21 protein-coding genes are annotated in these 19377 nt (G+C 67.5%); 7 read left to right on the top strand and 14 right to left on the bottom strand.

Translation table 11 applies throughout. The features are described 5' to 3' along the window. A partial coding sequence (locus FYM52_RS15515; RefSeq protein WP_154164746.1) for a methylated-DNA--[protein]-cysteine S-methyltransferase occupies positions 1-527 on the top strand: 527 nt, incomplete at its 5' end. A 98-nt stretch (positions 528-625) separates the two neighbouring features. On the opposite strand, the gene FYM52_RS15510 is transcribed toward FYM52_RS15515, so the two are convergent. The 3 genes from FYM52_RS15510 to FYM52_RS15500 all read right to left on the bottom strand — a co-directional run bounded on the left by FYM52_RS15510 (position 626) and on the right by FYM52_RS15500 (position 2748). Continuing rightward, on the bottom strand, positions 626-1285 hold the full coding sequence (locus FYM52_RS15510) for a PolC-type DNA polymerase III (protein ID WP_154164745.1): 660 nt from the start codon (positions 1283-1285) through the stop codon (positions 626-628). A gap of 38 nt (positions 1286-1323) precedes the next feature. Further along, positions 1324-1980 (bottom strand): arylformamidase, encoded by a 657-nt coding sequence (kynB, locus tag FYM52_RS15505; protein WP_154164744.1) that lies wholly within the window; start codon positions 1978-1980, stop codon positions 1324-1326. Positions 1981-2130: 150 nt separating this feature from the next. Then, positions 2131-2748, bottom strand: a complete 618-nt coding sequence (locus tag FYM52_RS15500) for a LysE family translocator (protein WP_154164743.1) — start codon at positions 2746-2748, stop codon at positions 2131-2133. A gap of 65 nt (positions 2749-2813) precedes the next feature. On the opposite strand from FYM52_RS15500, the gene FYM52_RS15495 reads away from it, so the two are divergent. Then, positions 2814-3737: a LysR family transcriptional regulator gene (locus FYM52_RS15495; protein WP_154164742.1), complete on the top strand. Its 924-nt coding sequence runs from the start codon at positions 2814-2816 to the stop codon at positions 3735-3737. Between the two features lie 92 nt (positions 3738-3829). On the opposite strand, the gene FYM52_RS15490 is transcribed toward FYM52_RS15495, so the two are convergent. The 4 genes from FYM52_RS15490 to FYM52_RS15475 all read right to left on the bottom strand — a co-directional run bounded on the left by FYM52_RS15490 (position 3830) and on the right by FYM52_RS15475 (position 7332). Then, a complete protein-coding gene (locus FYM52_RS15490) occupies positions 3830-5191 on the bottom strand; it encodes an amino acid permease (RefSeq protein WP_042414037.1) in 1362 nt (453 codons plus the stop codon). 103 nt (positions 5192-5294) lie between these two features. Beyond that, positions 5295-6089, bottom strand: a complete 795-nt coding sequence (locus FYM52_RS15485; protein WP_154164741.1) for an AraC family transcriptional regulator — start codon at positions 6087-6089, stop codon at positions 5295-5297. Between the two features lie 8 nt (positions 6090-6097). Then, positions 6098-6733: a LysE family translocator gene (locus FYM52_RS15480; protein ID WP_370513858.1), complete on the bottom strand. Its 636-nt coding sequence runs from the start codon at positions 6731-6733 to the stop codon at positions 6098-6100. Between the two features lie 278 nt (positions 6734-7011). Beyond that, positions 7012-7332 carry a YkgJ family cysteine cluster protein gene (locus FYM52_RS15475; protein WP_042414034.1) on the bottom strand — a complete coding sequence of 107 codons (321 nt, stop codon included), beginning with the start codon at positions 7330-7332 and terminating at the stop codon, positions 7012-7014. A gap of 170 nt (positions 7333-7502) precedes the next feature. Here FYM52_RS15475 and FYM52_RS15470 point away from each other — a divergent pair, with 170 nt between their 5' ends. Genes FYM52_RS15470 through FYM52_RS15460 form a run of 3 tightly spaced genes read left to right on the top strand, consistent with a single transcriptional unit; the run spans position 7503 to position 9975 of the window. Beyond that, a complete protein-coding gene (locus tag FYM52_RS15470; protein WP_154164740.1) occupies positions 7503-7826 on the top strand; it encodes a FeoA family protein in 324 nt (107 codons plus the stop codon). Continuing rightward, entirely contained in the window at positions 7823-9757 is a 1935-nt protein-coding gene (locus FYM52_RS15465) for a ferrous iron transporter B (RefSeq protein ID WP_154164739.1), read from the top strand. The genes FYM52_RS15470 and FYM52_RS15465 overlap by 4 nt, the downstream gene beginning before the upstream one ends. Before the next feature lie 17 nt (positions 9758-9774). After that, positions 9775-9975: a hypothetical protein gene (locus FYM52_RS15460; RefSeq protein WP_154164738.1), complete on the top strand. Its 201-nt coding sequence runs from the start codon at positions 9775-9777 to the stop codon at positions 9973-9975. Between the two features lie 115 nt (positions 9976-10090). Here the strand turns inward: FYM52_RS15460 and FYM52_RS15455 are convergent, their stop codons facing one another. The 4 genes from FYM52_RS15455 to FYM52_RS15440 all read right to left on the bottom strand — a co-directional run bounded on the left by FYM52_RS15455 (position 10091) and on the right by FYM52_RS15440 (position 13081). Next, positions 10091-10441, bottom strand: coding sequence for a YkgJ family cysteine cluster protein (locus FYM52_RS15455; RefSeq protein WP_043384469.1), 351 nt, complete (start codon positions 10439-10441; stop codon positions 10091-10093). A gap of 164 nt (positions 10442-10605) precedes the next feature. Further along, positions 10606-10932 (bottom strand): hypothetical protein, encoded by a 327-nt coding sequence (locus tag FYM52_RS15450; RefSeq protein ID WP_156781670.1) that lies wholly within the window; start codon positions 10930-10932, stop codon positions 10606-10608. A 12-nt stretch (positions 10933-10944) separates the two neighbouring features. Continuing rightward, entirely contained in the window at positions 10945-11868 is a 924-nt protein-coding gene (gene argF, locus FYM52_RS15445; protein WP_042414024.1) for an ornithine carbamoyltransferase, read from the bottom strand. Positions 11869-11884: 16 nt separating this feature from the next. Continuing rightward, on the bottom strand, positions 11885-13081 hold the full coding sequence (locus FYM52_RS15440; RefSeq protein ID WP_042414020.1) for an aspartate aminotransferase family protein: 1197 nt from the start codon (positions 13079-13081) through the stop codon (positions 11885-11887). Between the two features lie 235 nt (positions 13082-13316). Between FYM52_RS15440 and FYM52_RS15435 the strand changes: the two genes are divergently transcribed. Beyond that, the gene (locus FYM52_RS15435; RefSeq protein WP_154164736.1) at positions 13317-13643 is read left to right on the top strand and encodes a DUF3579 domain-containing protein; all 327 of its coding nucleotides are present in this window, start codon (positions 13317-13319) and stop codon (positions 13641-13643) included. Positions 13644-13724: 81 nt separating this feature from the next. On the opposite strand, the gene FYM52_RS15430 is transcribed toward FYM52_RS15435, so the two are convergent. The 3 genes from FYM52_RS15430 to rpsT form a co-directional block, all read right to left on the bottom strand. After that, the gene (locus tag FYM52_RS15430) at positions 13725-15101 is read right to left on the bottom strand and encodes an MATE family efflux transporter (protein ID WP_154164735.1); all 1377 of its coding nucleotides are present in this window, start codon (positions 15099-15101) and stop codon (positions 13725-13727) included. Between the two features lie 104 nt (positions 15102-15205). Beyond that, complete coding sequence (gene mqo / locus FYM52_RS15425; protein WP_043384479.1) at positions 15206-16909, bottom strand: malate dehydrogenase (quinone); 1704 nt, start codon at positions 16907-16909, stop codon at positions 15206-15208. Between the two features lie 336 nt (positions 16910-17245). Beyond that, positions 17246-17539, bottom strand: a complete 294-nt coding sequence (gene rpsT / locus FYM52_RS15420; RefSeq protein WP_042414209.1) for a 30S ribosomal protein S20 — start codon at positions 17537-17539, stop codon at positions 17246-17248. 242 nt (positions 17540-17781) lie between these two features. Here rpsT and murJ point away from each other — a divergent pair, with 242 nt between their 5' ends. Next, positions 17782-19344: a murein biosynthesis integral membrane protein MurJ gene (murJ, locus tag FYM52_RS15415; protein ID WP_162524748.1), complete on the top strand. Its 1563-nt coding sequence runs from the start codon at positions 17782-17784 to the stop codon at positions 19342-19344. Positions 19345-19377: the final 33 nt, after the last annotated feature.

The following is a 19377-nucleotide window of genomic DNA, read 5'->3' as shown; positions in this document are numbered from 1 at the left end:
GCCCGACGCCCTCCACACCGCCCGCCCCCCTGGTTTTGCACTACACGGTGCGCAGCTGCCCGCAGGGGCAGGTGCTGGTGGCGGCCACCGGCCAGGGGATTGCGGCCGTGTTGCTGGGCGATGACAAGGCCAGCCTGGTGCAGGAGCTGGCGCAGCGCTATCCGCAGGCGCAGTTGGAGACGGGCGGAACGCCGTTGCACCACTGGAGCGATGAGGTGCTGGCGCTGCTGGCCCACCCCGCGCAGGCGCACCGCCTGCCGCTGGACGTGGTCGGCGGCACGGACTTTCAGCGCCGGGTCTGGGCGGCGCTGCAGCGCATTCCCGGCGGGCAGACCTGCACCTACACCCAGCTGGCCCAGGCGTTGGGTCAACCGCGGGCCGTGCGCGCCGTGGCCAGTGCCTGCGCGGCCAACCCGGTGGCGGTGCTGGTGCCCTGCCACCGCGTGCTGCGCAGCGACGGAGGCCTGGGCGGCTACCGCTGGGGTTTGGCGCGCAAGCAGCAATTGCTGGCGCAGGAAGCGGTTTGAAACAAGGAGCGGCCGGCGCTGAATGGCAGGGCGTTTCAGACAGAAAACACCACCAAAGCCTTGAAGCGGCTGCGCTATCCGCTACAGAAAATGAGGACTCAGCCCGCTGCTGCGATGTCCAGCCCCGGCAGCGTCGGCTGGGTTTGCTGCTGCGCGCTGCGCTGCAGTAGGGCCGCCACGTGGGCCCGTTGGCAACTTTGCAGGCTGCACAGCAGGGCGTGGTGTGGATCGGGAATGTGCCAGTGCCGCTGCAAATCGCTTTGCATGCGCAGCAGCAGGTGGGCCGTCATCTCGGCATCGGCCAGCGCGCGGTGGGCCTTGTCGGCCGGCGGCAGCTGCAGGTGGCGAACGATGCGGCCCAGCGAGTGGCTGGGCGCCTCGGGGTAGAGGCGCCGCGACAGCAGCACGGTGCAGGCAAAGGGCTGCGTGGCATCGCAGCCGGCGCGCTGCAGCTCATCCACCCAGAACTTGCGGTCGAAGGCCGCGTTGTGCGCCACCAGTGGCGTGCTGCCCACAAAAGCGGCGGCCTCGCGCATGACAGCGTCGGCCGGCGGCGCGGCGCGCAGCATGGCGCTGCTGATGCCGGTGAGCTGGGTGATGTTCCACGGCATGCTCTGCCCGGCATCCATCAGGCTCTGGAAACGGTCGACGATGCGCCCGCCCTCCACCAGCACGATGCCGACCTCGGCCGCGCGCGCGCCGTGGGCGGGGCTCATGCCCGTGGTTTCAAAGTCCAGGATGGCAATGCGTTGTTGCATGGTTTTTGATAGCTGTCTGCGCTGGTCCAGTCAGCGTTTTAGCCCGATTGTGTGCCCAAAGTGCGCAGCACGGCACGCACGGGTGAGGCCTCGGCCTCCATCAGCTTCAGGGGCAGGGCGATGAGCTCGTAGTCGCCCTCGGGCACGGCGTCCAGCACCAGGTTTTCCAGCACGCGCAACTGGCGCGTGCGTGCCACCTGGTGGCTGTGCAGCGCGTGGCTGTCGGCCGGGTCGATGCTGGCAGTGTCGATGCCGATCAGGCGCAGCTCCAGGTCCGCCAAGCGCGCCAGCACCTCGGGGGCGATGCCGCTGAGCTGGGGGTCCCAGTCCTGCGGCGCCTGCCGGTAGGTGCGCACCAGCAGGCGCGGTGGCAGGTCGGGCGTGATGGCGTGGGCCAGGTGCTGCCATTGCACCTGCGGCCCGCAGCCGATGGCATGCACCACGCGGCAGGTCCCCAGGTAGGGCGCCAGGTCCAGCGCGCCGGCGGCGGCGCCCTGGGCGTCGTAATGCAGCGGCGCATCGGCGTGCGTGCCCACGTGCGGCGACAGGCTGAGGGTGCTGAGGTTGACCACGCTGCCCTCGGCCATGCTGGCGCTCCAGCGTTGCTGGTAGGGCGCATCCCCCGGGTAGACGGGGCTGGCGCGGTGCACGGGGGCGGAAATGTCCCAGATGGACGGGGCGTTGGTGGTGGGCATGGTGCGGGCGGCTAGGGGGCTATTGCACCACAGCTGGGCCGTGGGGCGCCTGGCACGGCCCACAGGCACTTGCCCCTTGAGGGTAGTGGGGTCACGGGGCGGCCGGCATGCCGTGGTGGTGGCCGGTGCAGGCCCTGGGCAGGTGCCAGCTCAGCGCGACCCGCGGGCCACGGCCAGCAGCAGGCCCAGGCCGACCAGCAGTCCGCCAAAGGCCCGGTCGATCCAGTGGCGCACGGCCAGCAGCCGCGCCCGCACTGCGCCGGCCGAAAAGCACAGCGCCACCAGGCTGAACCACGCCGCATGGGCCAGCGCAATGAAGGCACCATAGCCGATCTGCACCGCCAGCGGCGTGTCCGGCTGCACCACCTGCATGAACAGGCTGACGATGAACACGGTGGTCTTGGGGTTTAGCACATTCGTCAGAAAGCCCGTGCGCAGCGCCGCGGCATCCGACAGTGCCGCGGCGGCGTGGTCGGCCTGCGGGGTGCTGGCGCGGGTGCGCAGCATCTTCACGCCCAGGTAGATCAGGTAGGCGGCGCCGACCAGCTTGAGCACCTGGAACAGCGCCATGGACTGCTGGATCAGCAGCCCCACGCCGACCAGGGTGTAGGTGACGTGGACCAGCACGCCCAGGGCGATGCCCAGCGCCGTTCCCACCCCGGCGCGGCGCGACAGCAGCAGGCTGTTGCGCGTGACCATGGCGAAATCCGGGCCGGGGCTGATGACGGCCAGCAAGGTGATGGTGATGACAGCTATCCATTCGGTCATGCTCTATCCTGTGAATCAATGTGAATGGCCTGCATGCTAAAAGGCTGACACGGGATGGCATAACGATGATTTCTGACAAAGATGGTGAATTGGAATCACCAATAAACAGCGACCGCCTGCCCTCGCTACTGGCGCTGCGCTGCTTCGAGGCGGCGGCGCGCCTGGAGCACTTCAGTCGCGCCGCTGACGAGCTGCACCTGACGCATGGCGCCGTCAGCCGGGCCGTGCGCCTGCTGGAGGAGGAACTGGGCGTGGCCCTGTTCGAGCGCCGCAGCCGGCGCGTCTACCTCACCGATGCGGGGCGCACCCTGGCGCGGGCCGTGGGCCAGGGGCTGGATCTGATGCGCCAGGCGGTGGCGGAGCTGCGCGCCAGCGCCCGCCAGCAGCGGCGCTGGGTGCTGTCGTGCGAGCCGACCCTGCTGATGCGCTGGCTGATTCCGCGCTGGCCGGACTTCCAGGCCCGGCACCCGGGGGTGGAGGTGCACCTGGTCGCCGGGGGCGGGCCGTTTGCTTTTGGCAGTGGCATGGATCTGGCCATTCGCCGCAACGATTTCCCCTGGCCGCCCGGCTGCCATGCCGCGCCCCTGTTTGCGGAGCAGGTCGGGCCGGTCTGCCGCCCGGACAAGGTGGCGGCCTGGTTTGGCGTGGCACCGGCACAGGCGGGGTGCCCACCCGGTGTCCCCTGCCTGCATACGCGCACGCGGCCCGGGGCCTGGGCGCAGTGGGCCGCGGCGGCCGGCCAGCCCCTGCCCGAGGGCGCGGGGCAGACCTTCGAGCATTTCTACTTCAGCCTGCAGGCGGCGGTGGCGGGGCTGGGGGTGGCCATCGGCCCCTGGCACATGGTGCGCGACGACCTGAACAGCGGGGTGCTGGCGGCGCCGCTGGGCTTTGTCGAAGACGGATCGCGCTACTGCCTGCTGGCGCCGCAGCCCATCCAGCCTGGCAGCCTGCAGGCCGACCTGCTGGCGTGGTTGCGGGCCCAGGCCTAGCGCAGTGCAGCCCTTGGCTGTCGCAGCGGCGTGGCCGTCCGGGCGGCCGAGTGACTGTGCCCAGTGCCGCGCAGCGGGTGGGGGTGACGGCTTCAGCGGCGGTGCAGGCGCCAGTAGACCAGGGTCAGCACCAGCAGCCAGGGCAGGCCGAAGACCAGGGTCAGGCGGAAGGCGGGCGTGAACAAAGTGGTCAACAGCACGGCGCCCATCAGGGTGGCGCCCAGCAGCGTCAGCCAGGGGAAGCCCCACATGCGGAACGGCACGCGGTCGGCGCCTTCGCGGTCGCGGCGGCGGCGGAAGGCCAGGTGGGTGACGAACACCATGAACCACGCAAACATGGCGCCGAACATGGCGATCGACATCATCCACATGAAGGATTGCTCGGGCCAGAAGGCGTTGATCACCATGGCCACGGCGGCGCCCAGGCTGGACACCAGGATGGCGGCCACGGGCACGCCGCTGGCGTTGGTCTGGCCGAAGCGGGCGGGCGCATGACCGGCGCGCGCCAGGCTGAACATCATGCGCGAGGTGGTGTAGAGCTGGCTGTTCATGGCCGACAGGGCGGCCACCAGCACCACGAAGTTCAGCACCCCGGCGGCGTAGGGGATGTCGATGATCTCCATCACGCGCACAAACGGGCTGGTCTGGGTGGCGGCTTCGGTCCAGGGCACGATGGCCAGCATCAGCGCCAGGGTCAGCAGGTAGAACAGCACCAGGCGCAGCACGGTGGTCTTCATGGCGCGCTGCACGGCCTGCTGGGGGTGCTGGGCCTCGCCGGCGGCCACGGCAATCGCTTCCACGCCCAGGTAGCTGAACATGGCCACGATCACGCCCAGCCACATGCCCCACAGGCCCTTGGCCCAGAAGCCGCCGCCCAGTTGGTAGTTCTCCAGCCCGATGCCCGGAATCCGCGCCCCGAAGACCACGTAGCTGCCGATCAGCACAAAGGCCACGATGGCGGCGACCTTGATGGCCGAGAACAGGTACTCGGCCGCACCATAGACCTTCACGCTGCGCAGGTTGATGCCGATCAGCAGGGCCGAGAACACGCCCACCCAGATCCACTGCGGCACCTGCGGGAACCAGTAGGCCATGTAGATGCCGACGGCGGTGACCTCCATGCCCACGGCCAGCACCAGCGCGGCCCAGTAGGCATAGCGCACCACAAAGCCGGCCAGCGGGCCCAGGTAGTACTCGGCATAGGCGCCGAACGAGCCCGAGGTGGGGTGGGCCACCGTCATCTCGCCCAGGCAGCCGATCAGCAGCAGGGCGATGAAGGCGCCGATGGCATAGCTGACCAGCACGGCCGGGCCGGCAAAGCCGATGGCGAAGGCGCTGCCCATGAACAGACCGGTGCCCACGGCGCCACCGATGGCGATCATCACCATCTGCGCGCTGGTCAGGTGTTGTTGCAAGCCGGTTTCGCGGCGTTGGATGTCGTGGAAATCGGCCATGCGCCAGCTCCGTCCTGTGTTCAAGCAAAGCCTGCAAGTATCGGCGTTATCGCGCCTGGCGATGGTGCTGCTCGCGGATTTCCGCAGTAGGCACTGGGGTGGGTCAATGCGCCTGGGGTTGGGCGTAGCGCCCTGGCGTCAGCGCGTGGTGGGCCTTGAAGCTGCGCTGCAGGTGGGCCTGGTCGGCAAAGCCCATGGCGTGGGCGGCGTCGGCCAGTGCCACGCCCTGGGCCAGCAGGTGGCGCGCGCCGTTCAGGCGCAGGTTCAAGCGGTAGGCGCCGGGCGTCACCCCGGTGGCGGCCTTGAAGTGGCGGATGAAACGCGAGGGGCTCATCCCACCGGCAACGGCCAGGTCCTGCACGCTGGGGGCCGCGTCCGGGTGCTGGTGCAGGCACTGCAGGGCCTGTTGCACTGCCGGTTCCCCCATCGCTGGCGCTGGGCTGGGGCGGGCATGGCACAGCTGGTCGGCGTGCAGCCATTCCCGCAACTGCGCGGTCCAGCCCGCGGCGTCGCCTGTGACCAGGGCCTGGCACAGCCGCTGCAAGGTGGCGGTGCTGGCGGCGCTGCGCAGGTGGCGTTGCACAAACTGCAGGCCGTCCACACCCAGTTGGTCGTGCAGCCACCCGGCCTGCACATACAGCATGCGGTAGGACCAGCGCGTGGGCTGCGCCGGGTTGCAGGCGTGCCAGATGCCGGGCTCGATCAGCACCACATCCCCCGGGGCCAGGGCCTGTGGTCCCTGCGGGTGCTGGAACAGGGCCGTGCCGGCGTCGACCAGGCCGAACGAATACTCGGCATGCATGTGCAGCCGGTAGCAGTGGGGCGACTGGCGGCTGGTCCGCAGTTCGGCCCAGGGCAGGGCCGGGTGGCGGTGGAACTGGTGCACGGGCGCGGTCATGGGAGCCATCATGCCAGCATGCCCAGCACGCTGACCACCAGCAGCGCCGCCAGCGCGCGGTGCAGCCATTGCTGGCGTTGCGGCGTGCGCAGCCACTGCGTGAGCACGCGGCCCAGCACCGCCCAGCAGCCCACGCCCACGAGGCAGGCGAGCAGGGAGATGGCGCACAGGGCCAGCAGGGCGCCGGGGCTGGACTCCGACGCGGGCAGGGCGAACACGCCGACGGCCGACAGGGCAAACAGCCAGGCCTTGGGGTTGAGGGTCTGGATCGCGACCCCCTGGACAAAGGACGGCCACAGCGCGGGGGCATGGTGCCCCGCGGCAGGGCCGGGGTGGTCGGCCGGTGCCCGCGCCAGCTTCCAGGCCAGGCACAGCAGGTAGGCGGCGCACAGGGCTTGGGCGGTGCCGGCCCAGCGTGGCAGCGCCTGTGTCAGCTGGCTGGCAAACAGGCCCATGCCCGCGACGATCAGTGCATAGCTGAGGCTGGCGCCCAGCACATACAGCAGCGCCGCCAGGCGCAGGCCCTGGCTGCCGTGGCGCAATGCCAGCACGTTGACCGGTCCGGGGGTGATGGCGCCCACCAGGGCAAAGCTGGCCATGGCCAGCAGCGTGGGCAGCAGGGGGAGGGTGGATAACAGGTTCACAGCCCGGCACTGTGCCGGGATGCCGTGGCAGTGTATTGAACGCAATTGCGCTGGGCGGTGCGTTACAAGTCGCTGGCGTTGTCGCTCAGGGTGCGTTCCATGCACAGCACCGCCACCAGCAAGCCACCGACGATGAGTCCACTGGCAATCAGCATCCACAAGGTGAACATGTCAGCCTCCGCTGGGGAGTGGGCGATGTGGACAGTGTGCGCCTGCCGCGTGTCCCTTGTCTGCGCGTGGCCTGCCTGAGGTGGTGCAGGCCAGGAGATTACATAGTCTTACAGTAATCCGCGCTCCAGCGCTGGCAGGCCATGGCGCAGGCGCACACGGTTGCAGGCGTCGGAGCCGGCGGCGAATTCGCGGCAGGGCGAGGGGCGCCACTCGTAGATGCCGCAGGCGGCCTGCTCCCCGACCTTGCCCGTCAGCGCGGCGCAACGTGGCCGGGCATGGTCGGTGCCGCGCATGCGGCAGGTGAAGTCGGTGACTGCATCGATCAGGCCGCGCGGCACGCGCCCGCCGTTCTCTTCGGATTCGTAGACCGAAAAATCGACACGGAACGAGGCGCAGCAAGCGCCGCAGGACAGGCAGGGGTGGGTCATGGGCGCGTCAGAAGGCCGGGAGCTGCGCATTGTCTCCGGGAAATGCGGTGCCCTACAGGGCGCCGGGGCAATCGGGGCAAAGTCCCTTGGCGGAAGTCTGGTTCATGCCGCGGACTTGGACGGCGGTGGCGCCAGAAAGACAATAAGAATCAAAATCAATTAAAACTCGTATGCACACTTCTTCTTCGGCAGCACCGGCACCGGTGGCTGCATCTGCGCGCCCAGGTGGTTCTGCCGCCCTGGTCAGTCTGGATTCTCTGGCCTTGCGGGTGCCTGCCCGTGTGGTGGACTGGGCCCCTGCCACCACCGAGCACGAGCAAGGCCTGCTGCTGCGCCTGATGGAAATCGGCTTTTTGCCTGGAGAGTCGGTGCGCGTGGTGGCCGCCGGCTTCCCCGGTGCCGATCCCTTGGCCGTGCGCATCGGCCAGGCCACATTTGCCCTGCGTCGCCATGAGGCGTCGATGGTGCTGGTACAGCCGGAGGCCAACGCATGAACGCGCGTGAATCGACGGTGCACCTGGGGCGTGCCGCCACGCCCAGCGAAGCAGCCCCCCTGCGCGCTGCATTGCTGGGCAACCCCAACTGCGGCAAGACCGCCTTGTTCAACCTGCTGACGGGCGCGCGCCAGAAAGTGGCGAACTACGCCGGCGTGACCGTGGAGCGCAAGGAGGGCTGGCTGACCACGCCCGGCAAGCGCCGCGTGCGCCTGCTGGACCTGCCGGGCACCTACAGCCTGGATGCCCACAGCGAGGACGAACGCATCACCCGCGACATCGTCACTGGCGAACATGCCCGCGAGGCCCCGCCCGAGTTGCTGGTCTGCGTGACCGATGCCACCCACCTGCGGCTGAACCTGCGCCTGGTGCTGGAAGCCCGCGCGCTGGGGCTGCCCATGCTGCTGGTGCTGAACATGAGCGACATGGCGCGGCGCCAGGGCCTGCAGATCGACACGGCCCAGCTCAGCGCCCTGCTGGGTGTGCCGGTGGTTGAGAGCGTGGGCGTGCACCAGGCGGGGGCCAGGGACTTGCTGGCCTGGCTGGACAGCGAGGCCGCGCACCGCCTGCCGCCGCCGGTGGCGGACCCCCGCTTTCCCATCGAGGTGGGCCGCAACACGCGCGAGCAGTTGCTGGCCCTGCACCAGCAGGTGGCCCAGATCATGCAGGCGACGGTGCAGGAGCCGGCGCAGCCGACCCAGCTCGATGACCGCATCGATGCCGTCGTGCTGCATCCGCTGTGGGGCACGCTGCTGCTGCTGGTGACCCTGTTCCTGATCTTCCAGGCCGTGTTCAGCTGGGCCGAACCCCTGATGGACGGCATCGAAGGCAGCGTGGCCTTTGCGGGCGAGTGGTTGTCGGGTGCCATGCCGGAAGGGGTGCTGCGCAGCCTGCTGGTGGATGGCGTGATTGCTGGCACGGGCTCGGTGCTGGTGTTCCTGCCGCAGATCCTGATTCTGTTCTTCTTCATCCTGGTGCTCGAGGACTCGGGCTACCTGCCGCGCGCGGCGTTCCTGCTGGACCGCATCATGGGCACGGTGGGGCTGTCCGGGCGCTCCTTCATCCCCTTGCTGTCCAGCTTTGCGTGTGCGGTGCCGGGCATCATGGCCACGCGCTCCATCCCCAGCTGGCGCGACCGCCTGCTGACCATCATGATCGCGCCGCTGATGACTTGCTCGGCGCGCCTGCCGGTGTATGCGCTGCTGATTGCGGCCTTCATCCCGGACCAGACGGTGGCCGGCGTGTTCAACCTGCAGGGGCTGGTGCTGTTTGCGCTGTACATCGGCGGCATCCTCAGCGCCATGGCCGTGGCCTGGGTGGCCAAGCTGGGACGCAGCAACCTGGCCCGCACCCCGCTGCTGATGGAGCTGCCGGCCTACCGCTGGCCCAGCGTGCGCAGCCTGGTCATCGGCCTGTACGAGCGCGCCATGATCTTCCTGCGCCGCGTGGGCGGCATCATCCTGACGGTCAGCATCGTGCTGTGGTTCCTGGCCAGCTACCCCGGGGCGCCCGAGGGCATCACCGAAGGGGCGATCCGCTACAGCTACGCCGGTCAGATCGGCCACTTGCTGGAGATGGTGCTGTCGCCCATCGGCTTCAACTGGCAGATTGCAATCGCCCTGGTGCCGGCCATGGCGGCGCGGGAAGTCGCGGTCAGCGCCCTGGGCACGGTCTATGCCCTGTCGGCCACCGGCGATGATGTGGCCGAACAGCTGGGCACGCTGATTGCACACAGCTGGTCGCTGGCCACGGCCCTGTCGGTGCTGGTGTGGTTCGTGTTTGCGCCGCACTGCATTTCCACGCTGGCCATGGTCAAGCGCGAGACCAATGGCTGGCGCTACCCGCTGATCATGGCGGGCTATCTGTTCGGTCTGGCCTATCTGGCCAGTTTTGTGACCTACCGCATCGCCGTGGCGCTGGGTTGGGGTTGAACGAAAGGAACGCGGGTATGTGGCAAGAATGGATCGTGGGCGTGGTCGTGGCGTTGGCCGCGGTGTCCCTGCTGTGGCGTTACCTGCCGCGGCGCTGGCGCCAGCATGCCGGGCGCTGGGTGCCAGCCCTGGCCCCGGTGGCCAGCAAGTCGGCGGGCTGCGGGGGGTGCAGCGGCTGCGAGGGGGCGCGTTGTGCCCCGGCGGTGAAAAAGCCCTGAGGCAGGCGCCGGCCAGTGGCCGGCGCTGACCTGCCCAGCCCACCGAAGGCCTGGGGTGCTGTCAGCGCCCCAGGCCTTGCTTGTTTCTGCATGGCGCAGTCTGGGCGCTGGTGGCTCAGACCGCTTCCTGCCAGCGTGTGATCTCGTCCTCGGTCAGGGGCGGCAGGTCGAACTTGGCGCGGGTGTCGTGGCAGCCATACGAGGCGAACGGAAAGTCCCGGCAGGGGCGCGAGCGCTGTTCGTAGATGGTGCAGCCGATGCAGTCGTTGCCCAGGTCCCCCAGGGCCACGCAGCGCACGGGGTGGCGTTCCGTGCCGTTCATGCGGGCGCGGTTGCCGTTCACTTCGTGGGCCAGGTGGTCGGGCACGGTGCCGCCCATGGATTGCAGCTCGTAGATGGAAAACTCGACGCGGTAGTTCTGGCAGCAGACGCCGCACTTCAGGCAGGGGTGGATGGCTTCGGACATGGTGGGGAAGCGGGGGCTCGGGGTGTTCTTCGATAGGCAGGCAATGGGCAAGGGCGCACGGCACGGGGTGCCCCTGCGCAGGCGGGCGGTGTGGCGGCAAGCAAGACACAGGCCCGCCCACGGCAGGCGCAAGGCGTGCAGTGTGCGAAATGGGCAACGAGGCCCTAGGTGTGACCGAGGAGGTAGCGCGGCGTCTTCAGCAGGTGGCTGCAGGCGATGGCGTGCAGGGCACTGCGGCGGCGGGACATGCGGCGCAGATCCAGGCTGCGGCTGCCGCTGACGGAGCAGGAGAAAGGTTGTTGCGCCCGCAGCCGCATCACGGTGCTGCGGGGCTTGAATAAAAAAAGAGCTGCCAGCGCTGATCCTGCTTGGCTTTTCACGCGAAAGATGTGTGAAAGCTTTTGCAGGCGCGCGCAAGCAGCTCCTGTTTTGGTGAGTGGCGTGCAGAACCTGTTCAGAGCGTGCATCACTTCACTCACCGGGTGGGCCATGGGCGTGGGGCGTCAGCCGGGCTGCTGGCCCAGCAGCAGGTACTCCATGAGCGCCTTTTGCACGTGCATGCGGTTTTCGGCCTCATCCCAGACCACGGACTGCGGGCCGTCGATGACGTCGGCTTCCACCTCTTCGCCGCGGTGGGCGGGCAGGCAGTGCATGAACAGGGCTTGCGGCTGGGCGGCGGCCATCATCTCGGCATCCACGCACCAGTCGGCAAAGGCCTTGCGGCGCTCCTCGTTCTCGGCCTCGTAGCCCATGCTGGTCCACACGTCGGTGGTGACCAGGTCGGCGCCCTGGCAGGCGGCAAGCGGATCCTTGAACACCTTGTAGCAGCCTGGGTTGACGGGCTTGCCGTTGAAGGCCAGCTGCTCGTCCACCTCGTAGCCACCGGGCGTACTGACATGGACGGTGAAGCCCAGCAGGTCGGCCGCCTGCAGCCAGGTGTTGGCCATGTTGTTGCCATCGCCCACCCAGGCCACCACCTTGCCCTGGATGGGGCCGCGGTGCTCGATGAAGGTGAAGATGTCAGCCAGGATCTGGCAGGGGTGGAACTCGTTGGTCAGGCCGTTGATCACGGGCACGCGCGAGTGGGCCGCGAAGCGCTCGATCTTGTCCTGGCCGAAGGTGCGGATCATCACCAGGTCGGTCATGCGGCTGATGACGCGGGCGCTGTCCTCAATCGGTTCGGCGCGGCCCAGCTGGCTGTCGCCCGTGGTCAGGTGGACCACGGAGCCGCCCAGCTGGTACATGCCGGCCTCGAAGCTGACGCGCGTGCGCGTGCTGGCCTTCTCGAAGATCATGGCCAGCGTGCGGTCGCTGAGCGTGTGGTGCTTTTCGTAGTTCTTGAACTTCTTCTTGATCAGCGCCGCGCGCGCCAGCAGGTAGGCGTACTCGTCGGCGGTGAAGTCACTGAATTGCAGGTAATGCTTCATGCGGGATTCCTTGGGTTCAGGCGGCCAGCAGGGCTTGGACCAGGGGCTTGAGCTTGGTGACGATCTCGTCGGCCTCGGCCTGGCTCAGGATCAGCGGCGGCACGATGCGGATCACGGTGTCCGAGGTCACGCTGATCAGCAGGCCGGCTTCGGCCGCTTCGCCGATCAGCTGGCCGCAGGGCTTGGTCAGCTCCACGCCAATCATCAGGCCCTGGCCGCGCACTTCGACAAAGCCTTCCAGGCTGCTCAGGGCGGCGTGCAGCTGGGCCTTCAGGTAGTTCCCCACCTCGGTGGCGTGGGCCAGCAGGCCGTCCTCTTCCATGATGCGGATGGTTTCCACACCGGCGCGCATGGCCAGCGGGTTGCCGCCGAAGGTGGAGCCGTGGTTGCCCGCCTTGAGCACTTCGGCCGCCTTGTTGTGCGCCACCACGGCGCCGATCGGCACGCCCGAGCCCAGGCCCTTGGCCAGGGTCATCACGTCCGGCACGATGCCGGCCCACTGGTGGGCAAACCACTTGCCGGTGCGGCCCATGCCGGCCTGCACCTCGTCCATGATCAGCAGCCAGCCCTTGGCATCGCACAGCGCGCGCACCTGCTTCAGGTACTCGGCGCGCATGGGGTGCAGGCCGCCTTCGCCCTGGATGGGCTCCATCATCACGGCGACGATGTTGGGATTGCCTTCGGTGGCTTCCACCAGCGCCTGGTAGTCGTTGGGGGCCACGCGGGTGAAGCCCTCCAGCAGCGCGCCAAAGCCATTGCGCACCTTGGGGTTGGCCGTGGCGGACATGGTGGCGATGGAGCGGCCGTGGAAGGCGTGGTCATAGACCACGATCTCGGGCTTGGCAATGCCCTGGTCCACGCCGTACTTGCGGGCGATCTTGATCGCGGCCTCGTTGGCTTCCAGGCCGGTGCTGCAGAAGAACACATTGGTCATGCCCGCGCGGTCGGTCAGCAGCTTGGCCAGGGTTTCTTGGCCGGGCACGTGGTAGTAGTTGCTGGTGTGGATCAGCTTGGCGATCTGGTCCTGCAGGGCCGGTACCAGCTTGGGGTGGTTGTGGCCCAGGGTGTTGACGGCGATGCCGCCCAGTGCGTCCAGGTATTCCTTGCCGTTCACATCCCACACGCGGCAGCCTCGGCCTCGCTCCAGCGCGATGGGTACGCGGCCGTAGGTGGGCATAACGTGGGGCGAGGCAGCCTCAATGTGAGCGGTCATGAATACATCTCCTGACATGGCAGTCGTGGCACAACTTTTGCGAGCTTTCGCAAAAGACAAACGTCGATTCTAGGGCCCTGCAAGTAGTACCGCGTGGACTGTTTCCATATTTGGAAAACTGCAGGGTTGGCAATTCCGTACGTCACGCCCATGTCTTGTATAAGAGTTAGAATCGCACCGTCGGTGTTCAGGCGGTGATCCCGTGGCGCACCTTTTCTTACGCAGATGTATTTTGATGGTTTCCCCAAGCTCCAAAGAATTGTTCATCCAAGGCCTGACCTTGGAGGGAAAAACCTTTCGTCCCAGTGACTGGGCCGAGCGTTTGGCGGGGGTGATGAGCCAGTTTCGTCCCGGTGGCGCCCAGCGCGGCAGTCACCTGGGCTATTCGCCATGGTGCACCCCCACCACCATGAATGGCGTCAAGTGCATCGTCGTCCACCGCGACCTGCAGGCCCATGAGCCCATGGCCTGGGATTTCGTGCTGAATTTCGCCCGCGACAACCACCTGCAGGTGGTCGAGGCCTGTCTGATCCCCGACGAGGCGCCAGGTCGCAAGGGCTGATCGTGGTTGGAGGGGGGTGGCCCCGTGCATATGAAGGCTTCCGAAGGGAAGCTTTTTTGTTTCTGAGGCCAGTGGGCGGCCTCAAAGCCCTGGCGGTGCGCTGCCCAGCAGGCGGGCCTGGCGCCAGTGGCCCCAGCGGTAGTAGGCCAGGGACAGCAACAGGGAAGCCAGGGCGCTGAGCGGGAAGCTCCACCACAGCGCCTCCAGCCCCCACAGCGGCTGCAGCCCCCAGGCTAGGGGCAGGCGTACGCCCCACAGGGCCACGGCCAGGATGGCCAGCGGCACCAGCACCGCACCCGTGGCGCGCACCACGCCGGCCAGCACGCCGCTGATGCCCAGCAGCACGAACGAGCCCAGCACGATGCGGTTGAGGTGGCGTGCCGGCTCCAGGGCGGCGCTGCCCTCGGGAAGGAACAGGGTCAGCACCGGGCGGTCAAAGGCCAGGACCAGGGCCACGCAGGCCCCGGTCAGCAGTAGGTGGCAGGCAATCCCGGCACGCGCAGTGCGCGCCACGCGCGGCCAGTGGCCGGCGCCCACGTTTTGCGCGGCGATGGTGGTGCAGGCCGAGGCCACGGCAATCGCCGGCATCTGCACATAGGTCCACAACTGCAGGGCCGCGCTGTAGGCGGCGGAGGCCTGTGCTCCGTGGGCGTTGACCAGGCTCAGCATCAGCACCAGGGACAGCGCCACCAGCAGCATCTGCAGGCCCATGGGCAGGCCCTTGGTGACCAGGCAACGCACCAGCGCGGGATCGGGCAGCAGGCGGTGGCCCAGGCGCCAGCCATGCCACAGCGGCACGCGCCGCCAGCGCAGCCAGGCCAGCAGCCCTGCCATGCCCAGGCTGTTCGCCACCAGGGTGGCCAGGGCCGAACCGGCCATGCCCCAGGCAGGCAGCGGGCCGGCACCGAAGATGAACAGGGGATTGAGCGCAGCATCGCCCAGGGCCACGGCCAGCAGGGCGATGAAGGGCGTGCGGCTGTCCCCTGTGCCGCGCAGCACGGCGGCGACAAAGATCAGCAGCAGCATGGGGGGCAGCGCCAGAAAGAGCACCCGCAGGTAGTCCACGGCCAGGGCGGTGGTGGCGGGCTCGGCGCCCATGGCGCGCAGCAGCGGGGCTGCCAGCGGCCAGCCCAGGGCGGCCATCAGCAGGGCTGCGCCCAGAAACAGGCTGGCGCTGGTGCCCGTGGTGCGCCGCGCCAGCGCCCAGTCGCCCGCGCCCACGGCCTGGGCGACCAGCAGGTTGGTGGCCTGGCTGATGCCGAAGACCAGGGCAATCAGCACGAACAGCAGGTTGTTGGCGTGCACCGCCGCCGACAGTGCGGCTTCGCCCAGGTGGCGACCGATCCAGAAGGCGTTGACCGAGGTGTTGAGCGACTGCAGCACATAGCCGCCCCACAGGGGCAGGGCAAAACGCAGCAGGGCGCGGCCGATCGGGCCGTGGGTCAGCAGGCGGGACATGGCAAAGCGGGAAGCCGGTGGCGTCCGTCACCCCAAGAAAAAACCCCGCGCGACAGCGGTCGGCGGGGTGGCACCGGCAGGGCCGGTGTGTGGGGTGGCGGCAATCAGAGTGCCTGCATTTCCTTGTTCAGCTGCGTGGGGTGCTGGGCAGCAGCCGGAGCGGCAGGGGCCGCCGCTGGTGCCTCTGCCTTCTGGCCCACGGTCAGTGGCACGTCCAGGTAGGGCAGCTTCAGGGCCGAGCTGGTCATGCGGCGGATCTCGTTGGTGTAGGCCGCGTCTTCGTTGATCTTGCGGCCATACGAGGGCACGATCTGCTGGATGTGGGCCTTCCACTCGGCGCTGGCCATCTGCTCGGGGAAGGACTTCTTGAGCAGGTTCAGCATGATGTGGGGGGCGGTCGAGGCACCGGGCGAAGCACCCAGCAGGGCGGCGATGCTGCCGTCTTCGGAGCCCACGATCTCGGTGCCGAACTGCAGCACGGCGCCCTTTTCGGGGTCACGCTTGATGATCTGCACGCGCTGGCCGGCGGTGATCAGCTTCCAGTCCTCGCGCTTGGCGTGCGGGAAGTACTGCTGCAGCACCTGCTGGCGGTCTTCGTCGGTCAGCTCAGCCTGTTGCAGCAGGTACTGCACCAGGTCCAGGTTGTGGATGCCCACGCGCAGCATGCCCATCAGGTTGTCGTGGTTGACCGAGGAGAACAGGTCCCACCAGGAGCCGTTCTTGAGGAATTTGGTCGTGGCCAGGGCGAAGGGGCCAAACAGGACCACGGGCTTGCCGTCGAGCTGGCGGGCATCCAGGTGGGGCACGGACATCGGGGGCGAACCGGTGGAAGCAATCCCATAGGCCTTGACGTCGTGGCGGGTGGTCAGCTCGGGGTTCTCGATGGCCAGGAACTGGCCACCCACGGGGAAGCCGGCGTAGTTCTTGGACTCAGGGATGCCCGAGGCCTGCAGCAGTTTGAGCGCGGCGCCACCGGCACCCACGAACACGAACTTGGCCTTGACGGTTTTTTCCTGGCGATTGTTGGCCAGGTCGGCCACGGTCACGTTCCAGGTCTTGTCGGCGTTCTGGCGCAAGGCGGTCACTTCGCTTTGCAGGTGCAGCTGGAAGTTGTCCGTCTTCTGCAGCGAGGCCATCAACTGCTGGGTCCAGGCGCCGTGGTTCACGTCGGTGCCCAAGGGCATGTAGGTGGCGGCGATCTTCTGGGCCGGGTCACGGCCTTCGATCATCAGCGGGGCCCACTGCTTGATCTTGGCGTGGTCCTCGGAATACTCCATGCCATAGAACAGGGGGTGCTGCACCATGGCTTGCTGGCGCTTCTTCAGGAATTCGATGTTGTCGTCACCCCAGACAAAGCTCATGTGGGCTGTGGGGTTCACGAAGGTCTCGGGCGACTGCAGGTGGCCGCGGCCGACCTGGTGGGCCCAGAACTGGCGCGTCACCTCAAACTGTTCGGCAATGCCCACGGCACGCTTGGTCTCCACGCTGCCGTCGGGCAACTGGGGGGTGTAGTTCAGTTCGGCAAAACCCGAGTGGCCGGTGCCGGCGTTGTTCCAGCCGTTCGAGCTTTCCAGGGCAACGCCGTCCAGGCGCTCGAAGACCTCGATTTTCCAGTTGGGTTGCAGCTCCTGCAGGTAGGTGGCCAGCGTGGCGCTCATGGCGCCGGCACCCACCATCACCACATCGACGGGTTGCTCGTTCTCGGGCTTGGGCACTGAGCGGGGGAACAGCGGCCAGGATAAAAACAACAGTGCGGCCAGGACCAGGGTCGAGACGAACCCCAGTCCTATTTGGATGGATCTTTTCATGATTTTTAGAGGCTGAGCGACTAAAAAAGCCTGCGCACAGGGGGCAGGCTTTGGCGATGGGAGAGAAGGCGTGCTGCTATAGGTCCTATAGAAGACACAAGACTTTTCAGCCTCGGATTATCAAGGAATGATCAAAATTTGATGCTAATCAATTAGTACTAGTACCTATGTGGTAAGTCGTTGCGGCGTTGTGCATGGCATGCGTGGTGCAGCCGAGGGGCATGTATCGGGCGCGGAAACAAAAAAACCGCCGTGAGGCGGTTTTTTTGTTTCGCTGGCAGCGCACCCGAAGCAAACGGCGGAAGGCTATGCCTTCCGGGCGATGCCTAAGGTTAATTAGGCGGCAGTGGCCAGGGCCTTGACCTTGGCGGACAGACGGCTCTTGTCGCGAGCGGCCTTGTTCTTGTGGAAGATGCCCTTGTCGGCGATCGAGTCGACCACAGCTTGCATCTTTGCAAACAGTTCGGTGGCCTTCACCTTGTCGCCGGCCAGCACGGCCTTCTCGACATTCTTCACCACGGTGCGGTACTTCGAACGCAGCGAAGTGTTGGCTGCGTTCAGCTTGACGTTCTGGCGTGCGCGCTTGCGGCCGGAGGCCAGGCGGGGGTTCTTTTTGGCTTTGGTTGCCATGATGTATTCCTTGTGTTGTCTGGGGATGATGCCAACGAAGCCCGCGATTATAGCAATGCTTGGGCGCTTGTGCAGGATGGCTGCTTGACCGGAAATGGTGCGCCATATTTCAACTTGGTGCACTTGCGCACCAAGTTGGGTTGAAAGCGGTGTGGCGGGCTGCAGGCCAGCGCCGCGCGGCTGTTGCAAGTTTGTGTGCCCTGCCACACTTTGTCGCGGGTGGGCGTGGCTACACTGGGCGGGTGTCGTTATTCAAAGCCGCCTCCACTGTTTCGTTGCTGACTCTGGCCTCGCGGGTCACGGGTCTGGTCCGTGACCTCATCATGGCCTCCATGTTCGGCGCCAATGCGCTGACCGATGCCTTCAACGTTGCCTTCCGCATTCCCAACCTGTTTCGCCGCCTGTTTGCCGAGGGGGCATTCAGCCAGGCTTTCATTCCGGTGCTGGCAACCACCAAGACCCAGGGTGGGGAGGAGCGCACGCGCGCCCTGGTGGCGAATGTGGCCACGGTGCTGTTCTGGGTGCTGCTGCTGACCTGCGTGGTCGGTGTGGCCGGGGCCCCGGTGCTGGTGTGGCTGCTGGCCAGCGGGCTGGATGGTAGCCACGCGCACGAGGCCGCGGTGCTGATGACGCGCTGGATGTTCCCGTACATCGGCTTCATGTCGCTGGTGGCGCTGTGCGCCGGTGTGCTCAACACCTGGAAGCAGTTTGCCGTGCCGGCGGCCACGCCGGTGTTGCTCAATGTCTGCATGATCGCGGCGGCGGTGCTGCTGGCCCCCTGGCTGGGGCGCCAGGGCCTGGAGCCCATTTATGCCATGGCGGCGGGGGTGATGCTGGGCGGTGTGCTGCAGCTGGCGGTGCAGCTGCCCGTGCTGAAAAAACTGGGCTTGCTGCCACGCATCGGTCTGTCGCCGGCGGCCGTGCGTGCAGCCTGGCGCGATGGTGGGGTGCGCCGCATCCTGGCGCTGATGGCACCGGCCCTGCTGGGGGTGGGTGTGGCCCAGGTCAGCCTGATGATCAATACGCAGATCGCGTCCTACCTCACCCCGGGCAGTGTGACCTGGCTGTTCTATGCCGACCGTTTGATGGAATTTCCCACAGCGCTGCTGGGGGTGGCGCTGGGCGTGGTGCTGACGCCGCAGCTGGCCTCGGCCAAGGCAGCGGGTGATGCGCAGCGCTACTCCGGCATGCTGGATTGGGGCCTGCGCCTGGTGGTGCTGCTGGCGGTGCCATCGGCCGTGGCCCTGCTGACCTTTGCCGAACCGCTGGTGGCCACGCTGTTCCACCGCGGCGCGCTGCAGGGCAGCGATGTGTCGCAGATTGCCGTGGCGCTGATCGGATACGGTGCCGGCCTGCTGGGGCTGGTGGCCATCAAGGTGTTGGCACCGGGCTACTTTGCCAGCCAGGACATGCGCACGCCGGTCAAGATCGCCATGGCGGTGTTGGTGCTGACGCAGATTTTGAATGTGGTGCTGGTGCCATGGCTGGCCCATGCAGGCCTGGCGCTGTCGATCGGTTTGGCAGCGCTGGTGAATGCACTGTGGCTGCTGATCGGGCTGCTGCGCCGTGGCGCCTACCAGCCGGGCCCGGGCTGGGTCAAGTATGGGCTGCAGGTGCTGGCGGCATCCGCCTTGCTGGGGGCCTTTTTGCTGTGGGGCCAAGGGCATTGGAACTGGCAGGCGCTGGGCGCGCACGAGTGGCAGCGCGCGGGCCTGATGGCGCTGATGCTGGGCGGTGCGGGCGTGGTGTACTTCGGGGTGCTGCTGGCGACCGGCTTGCGCGTGCGCACTCTGCTGCGCCGCTGAGGCGGGCGGTGCAACTGCCGTGGGTGAGGCTTT

The sequence above is a fragment of the Comamonas sp. CAH-2 genome (genome assembly GCF_009668305.1).
Classification (GTDB): domain Bacteria; phylum Pseudomonadota; class Gammaproteobacteria; order Burkholderiales; family Burkholderiaceae_C; genus Comamonas; species Comamonas aquatica.
This window is presented reverse-complemented; position numbering and strand designations above follow the sequence as displayed.